Annotated in this window: 5 protein-coding genes; 2 read left to right on the top strand and 3 right to left on the bottom strand. The window is 69.3% G+C overall.

The annotated features are described in order from the left end of the window. Positions 1-117: 117 nt before the first annotated feature. Entirely contained in the window at positions 118-543 is a 426-nt protein-coding gene (locus NJ376_RS29450; RefSeq protein ID WP_370288732.1) for a calcium-binding protein, read from the bottom strand. Positions 544-1,027: 484 nt separating this feature from the next. Continuing rightward, positions 1,028-1,858 carry an IclR family transcriptional regulator gene (locus tag NJ376_RS27460; protein WP_252956544.1) on the bottom strand — a complete coding sequence of 277 codons (831 nt, stop codon included), beginning with the start codon at positions 1,856-1,858 and terminating at the stop codon, positions 1,028-1,030. Positions 1,859-2,058: 200 nt separating this feature from the next. On the opposite strand from NJ376_RS27460, the gene NJ376_RS27455 reads away from it, so the two are divergent. Further along, complete coding sequence (locus tag NJ376_RS27455; RefSeq protein ID WP_252956543.1) at positions 2,059-3,774, top strand: N-acyl-D-amino-acid deacylase family protein; 1,716 nt, start codon at positions 2,059-2,061, stop codon at positions 3,772-3,774. Positions 3,775-3,823: 49 nt separating this feature from the next. Next, positions 3,824-5,476: a flavin-containing monooxygenase gene (locus tag NJ376_RS27450; RefSeq protein WP_305880028.1), complete on the top strand. Its 1,653-nt coding sequence runs from the start codon at positions 3,824-3,826 to the stop codon at positions 5,474-5,476. Positions 5,477-5,518: 42 nt separating this feature from the next. On the opposite strand, the gene NJ376_RS27445 is transcribed toward NJ376_RS27450, so the two are convergent. Further along, positions 5,519-6,376, bottom strand: an 858-nt coding sequence (locus NJ376_RS27445) for a Bug family tripartite tricarboxylate transporter substrate binding protein (protein ID WP_252956542.1), incomplete at its 5' end; no start/stop codon positions are given.

The raw sequence follows: 6,376 nt of genomic DNA, 5'->3' as shown, positions 1-6,376 counted from the left end.
CGCCGCTGTCGTTGCGGCGCTCCCATGATGAACCTGGCCCATAGCGCGTCCTTCCACGCCTGCTGGAAGACTGCACCATCAAACCCCGGGATCAAACATCTAGAGCAAGAAAGCCGATCAGTCTGCGTCGTACCCGGCTGCGGCGAAGGAGTTGTCGCACTCGGTCGGGGTGAAGGTCTCGCTGATGCGGCCGATGGTGTGCCAGAGGTCATCGAGGGGTAAGTGGCAGCCGATCCACGCCTTGTGGTGACCACGGCGGGTGAGGGTGGCGTAGGTTGCGCTGTTGGTCCCCAGATTTGCCCAGATGCCCTGGCTCCAATCCTCGAAGGACAGGGTGTCGTTGCCCTCGCCGCCGGACACGCGCTGGTCGGCCGCGGAGCCCTGGCCGGAGGTCATGCCCGGCACGAGAAGGTCGTGGCCGTCGCCGCCATAGAGGTCGTCGGCACCCTCGCCGCCATACAACGTGTCATTCCCGCGGTCGCCGCTGAGGGCGTCATTTCCGCCATGTCCGTAAACTAGGTCACTGCCCCATTGGGCGTTGATGATGTCGGTGGCATTCGACCGTGCAGGGTATCGTCCAGCATTGTCGGAAACGGTGGCATGCGCTCTCTCCTCGGTGCCGGGCAGGCGGCCATCCGCCCACCCCGGCGACGGTGGGAGAGAAGCCCAGGCGAGCGCCGCGTGTACCGAGATACCATACGCTTGTCACGGCGGCGGTCGAAGCCAGGCTGATGGAAGAGGCTCGCGCGGTGGTGCAGGAGGTGCTGCGGCTCGGTGCGCACTGGAACATGCGCACGCTTCCCGAACTTTGGTATTTCCGCCACACGCGGGACACCGACCGATTCTTCGCGCCTTCCGCGCGGCGGGCCTCCCCGAAGGCTGATACCTGGCTCGGAAGGCCTGACGTTCCGAGCCGGGTATCGCGTGCAGGGGTGGTGTGGCGGCTGCGCGCCGGGATCACGGACATGCCGGCCGCACTCGTGAATCGGCATCGGTCCGCATGTCGCGCGGCTGGTATGGGACAGTTTCAACGCACCAGATGGGCCTTCGGCATCGGCCGCAGCCTTGCCTCGATCTGCGCCGCCGCCGCCCGCATCTCCGTCAGCACCTCGTCCAGCCGGGGCGCCTGCAGCCGGGTCGAAATCGCCGCGAGGCCGAGTGCCGCAACCGGATCGCCCGTGGGCCCGTGGATCGGCAGGCCGATGGCGCTGGTGCCCGGGACCAGATCCTGCACGATGCTGTAGCCATCCCGGCGCGAGGCGACGAGCCATTGCCGGATCAGCGCCTCGTCCACGCCGGCCCGTGCCCGTCCCGCCCGCTGCTCCGGCAGGTTCAGCAGGCGCTCGATCTCGGCCTCGTCCCGGATGAAGGCCAGCAGGGCGAGGCTGCCGGCGCCGAGGCCGAGGACGTGGCGGTCGCCCGGCGTCACGATCCGCACATGGATGGGGTAGGAGCCTTCGACGCGCGCCACGCACATGGCCGTATCGCCGGAGCGCAGCGACAGATAGGTGGTATCCCCCGTCACCTCGCTGAGGTGATGCATGATGGGATGGGCCACTTCGGCCACCCCGAAGCGGTTCGTGGCGGCGAAGGCCCAGCCCGCGAGCTGCATGCCGAGGAAGTAGCGGGAATCCGTGGCCGCCTGCTCGATGAAGCCGTGCTCGGCGAGGGCTGCGACCAGCCGGTGCACCGTGGTCTGGCTGAGGCCCGTGGCGCGGACGATGTCCACGAAGCGCATCCCCGCCTCCCCGGAGGCGGCCAGCGCATTCAGGATCACCGTTGCCCGTCCGAAGGATTGTTCCAGCCCACGCTCTCCCGGCGTGAAGCCGCGGCGCTCCGCGGCGCGCCCGGCGCTCATGCCGCGGCTTTCCCCAAGGGGGCCGGGCCAGGGAAGACTGACTTCATTGACTTGCGGGCAGGCATTGTGTTTCCCTGGAGGGAAAGAAATTTCCTTTTAACGGAAATTCGGGCCGGGACAAGCCAGGTCGCCAGTGCGGTGCCAGGGCTGTCGCGGCACCAGGACATGCGTCGCCCGGCGCGTAGGAGGAGGAGGACGGCATGGCACGCGAAGCGGAGCTGGTGATCCGGGGCGGCACGATCGCCGACGGGCTCGGGGGGACACCCTATGAGGCCGATGTGGCGATCGGCGGCGGCCGCATCCTCGCCGTCGGCAAGCTGGGGCCGGCGCCGCGCGGGGCGGAGGAGATCGACGCCAAGGGCCTGCTGGTCACGCCGGGCTTCGTCGACATCCACACCCATTACGACGGCCAGGCGACCTGGAGCAGCCGCCTCGACTCCTCCTCCTGGCATGGCGTGACGACCGCGCTGATCGGCAATTGCGGCGTCGGCTTCGCCCCCTGCCTGCCGGAGCGGCGCGACATCCTCGTCGCCCTCATGGAAGGGATCGAGGACCTGCCCGAGATCGTGCTGACCGAGGGGCTGCCCTGGACCTGGGAGAGCTTCCCGCAGTTCCTCGATGTGCTGGGCGGCCGCAGCTACGACATGGACATCGCCACCCAGGTGCCGCACGCCGCGCTGCGCATCCATGTGATGGGCCAGCGCGCCGCGGATCACGAGCAGGCCAACCAGGCCGACCGCGCGGAGATGGCGCGGCTGGCGGCCGAGGCCATCGCCGCCGGCGCGCTGGGCTTCTCCACCTCCCGCGCCCTGGCGCACAAGACGCTGGATGGGCGCCATACCCCGACGCTCCGCGCCGCCGAGGAGGAGCTGGCCGATATCGGCCGGGCCATCGGCAAGCTGGGGCGTGGCTGGCTGCAGGTGATCTCGGATTTCGATGAGCCCGGCGAGGAATTCGCCATGCTCCGCCGCGTCGCCGAGGCCGCCGGCCGGCCGATGACCTTCAGCCTGCTGCAGCGCGAGAAGGTGCCGTGGCTGTGGCGCTTCCTGCTCGACCGCCTGGAGGAGACGAACGCCGCCGGCACGCCTATCACCGGGCAGGTCATGGCGCGGCCGATCGGGCTGATGCTGGGCTTCGAGCTGAGCCAGAACCCCTTCTTCGCGCGGCCGAGCTGGCAGCTTGTGGCCAAGCTGCCCTTCGCTGAGCGCCTGGCGGTGCTGCGCACCCCGGAATTCCGCGCCCGCATCATCGCCGAGCCGACGACGGACCCGGCGATGATCTACCGCCTGAACACCTGGCACATGATGTTCCCGCTGGGCGACCCGCCGGACTACGAGCCGCCGCCGGAGCGCAGCCTGGCCGCCATGGCCACGCAGCGCGGGGTGGACGTGCAGGAACTCGCCTACGACCTGATGCTGGAGAAGGACGGCCGCGGCATCCTCAACCGCCCCATCATCAACTACGCCGACGGCGACCTGACCGCCGTGAAGACCATGGTGGAGCATCCCAACACGCTGATGGGCCTCGGCGATGGCGGCGCGCATCTCGGCCTCATCTGCGATGCCAGCTCGACCACCAGCACGATCACCCATTGGACGCGCGACCGCAGCCGCGGCGAGAAGCTGCCGCTGGGCTTCGTCATCAAGCGGCTGTCGCATGACAATGCGCGGGCGCTGGGCCTGACCGATCGCGGCGCCATCGCGCCGGGGCTCAGGGCCGACATCAACGTCATCGATTACGACCGGCTGCGCGCGCGCGTGCCGGAACTCGCCTATGACCTGCCGGCGGGCGGCAAGCGGCTGCTCCAGCGCGCGGATGGCTATGTGGCGACGCTGGTGAACGGGCAGCCGGTCTATCGCGAGGGCCAGGCGACCGGGGCGCTGCCAGGGCGCCTGGTGCGCGGCGCCGCGGCCTGAAGAGACATCCGGCGCTGGACGCCGAAGCAACCACAGCGGAGGAACTGAGATGATGAATGGCCAGCAGCGCATCCCCGGGGGGGCGGCCCCGGCGGCCCCGGATGTGGATGTGGTGGTGGTGGGGGCGGGCTTCGCCGGCCTCTACATGCTGTACCGCCTGCGCGGGCTCGGCCTGCGGGCTCGCGCCTTCGAGCAGGCGAGCGGCGTGGGCGGCACCTGGTGGTGGAACCGCTATCCCGGCGCGCGCTGCGACGTGGAAAGCATGCAGTACTCCTACGGCTTCTCCGACGAGCTGCAGCAGGAATGGAAGTGGAGCGAGCGCTTCGCCTCCCAGCCCGAGATCCTCCGCTATGCCAACCACGTCGCGGACCGGCTGGACCTGCGCCGCGACATCTCCTTCAGCACCCGCGTCCAGCAAGCGAGCTGGGACGAGACCACGGATCTGTGGACCGTGCGCACCGATAAGGGTGATGTGGTGCGGGCGCGCCATGTGGTAATGGCCACGGGCTGCCTCTCCACCGCCCGCCTGCCGGAGATCGAGGGCATCGACAGCTTCGGCGGCAAGACCTTCCACACCGGGCAATGGCCGCATGAGAAGGTGGATTTCACCGGCCAGCGCGTGGGGGTGATTGGCACCGGCTCCTCGGCCATCCAGGCCATCCCGGTCATCGCGGAACAGGCCGGGCATCTCACCGTCTTCCAGCGGACGGCGAATTTCAGCATTCCCTCCCACAACGCTCCGATGGATGAGCCCTACGAGCAGGAGTGGAAGTCCGACTACCCGGCCCGGCGCGCGAAGGCCCGCGCGCAGCACACCGGCATCCTGCGCAACCTGAACGACAAGGGCGCGCTGGAGGTCTCCGAGGAGGAGCGGCGGGCGGAGTATGAGCGGCGCTGGGCGGTGGGCGGCACCGCCTTCATGGTCTCCTTCAACGACCTCGTCACCAATGAGGAGGCCAACCGCACCGCCGCGGAATTCGTTCGCAGCAAGATCCGCGAGATCGTCAAGGATGCCCGGACGGCCGAGCTGCTGGCGCCGAAGGACCACCCCATCGGCACCAAGCGCATCTGCGCCGATACCGGCTATTACGAGACCTTCAACCGCTCCAATGTCTCGCTGGTGGACCTTCGCAGCAACCCGATCGCCCGCATCGTCCCGGAAGGGGTGCAGCTGGCGGACGGCACGGTGCACGAATTCGATGCCATCGTCTTCGCCACCGGCTTCGACGCGATGACGGGCACCCTGACCAGCATGGACATCCGGGGCGTGGGCGGCGAGACGCTGGCGGAGAAATGGGCAGCGGGGCCGCGCACCTATCTCGGCCTGTGCAGCGCCGGCTTCCCCAACCTGTTCATGGTGACCGGCCCCGGCAGCCCCTCCGTGCTCAGCAACATGATCGTGTCCATCGAGCAGCATGTGGACTGGATCACGCAATGCCTGGCGGAGATGCAGAAAAAGTCGCTCACCCGCATCGAGGCGGAGCGCGAGGCGGAGGACAAATGGGTGGAGCACAACAACGAGGTGGCCCACCGCACCCTCTATCCGCGGGCCGGCTCCTGGTACATGGGGGCGAATGTGAAGGGCAAGCCGCGCGTCTTCATGCCCTATATCGGCGGCGTCGGCACCTATCGGAAGATCTGCGAGGAGGTGGCGGCGGAGTCCTACCGGGGCTTCCGCCTCGGCGAGCCTGTCGCCGCGTAAGGGGAGGAGAGCCGGGGCGCGGTGACGCGCCCCGGCGCCGCGTCATTCGGCCTCCAGGCCGGCTTCCTTCGCGACGCGCGTCCACAGCGCCACGTCGCGCTCCACCACCGCCTTCAGCGCTGCCGGCTCCGACCCCACCGGCGCGAAGCCGAGATCGGCCAGCCGGCCCTGCACGCCCTCATCATACAGCGCCCTGGCAATGGCCTGCTGCAGCCAGGCGATGCGCTCCGGTGGCGTGCCCGCCGGGGCGAAGTAGCCAAGCCAGGCCACGATATCGAGCTGGGTCACCACCCCGACCTCGCTGATCGTCGGCACCTCGGGCAGGCCCGCCATCCGGCGCGGGCCGGTGACCACCAGGGGCCGGACCATGCCGGAATCGACCAGCGGCTTGGCGGAGCCGGTGACGGCGATGGCGTATTGCACCTCGCCGCTCGCCACCGCCTGCACCGCCAGCCCGTCGCCGCGATACGGCACCATGGTGACGGATGGGTTGCCGGCCAGCTGCTTGAACAGCTCCGACATCATGTGCATGGTCGCGCCGGTGCCGGTGGTGGCGTAATTGCCGCGGCCGGGATTGGCCTGCAGCCAGGCGATGAACTCCGGCAGCGTCCGCGCCGGCACGTCCTTGTTGACGACGAAGATGTAGGGGCCGGAGGCAGCGACGGTGACCGGCGCGAAGGCGGTGCGGACGTCGATCTCCCGCGCGAAGCTGCGGTTCAGCACCTGCAGGATGGTGATGTTCGGCCCGCCATAGAGCAGCGTGTAGCCATCCGGCGGCTGCCGCGCGACATGCTGCGTGCCGATGGCCGAGGCCGCCCCGGGCCGGTTGTCCACCACGAAGGTGTGGCCGGTCTGCCGGCCCATGCAATCGGCCAGCACGCGGGTCAGCAGGTCGACACC

The organism is Siccirubricoccus soli (assembly GCF_024178315.1).
Lineage (GTDB): Bacteria > Pseudomonadota > Alphaproteobacteria > Acetobacterales > Acetobacteraceae > Siccirubricoccus > Siccirubricoccus soli.
This window is presented reverse-complemented; position numbering and strand designations above follow the sequence as displayed.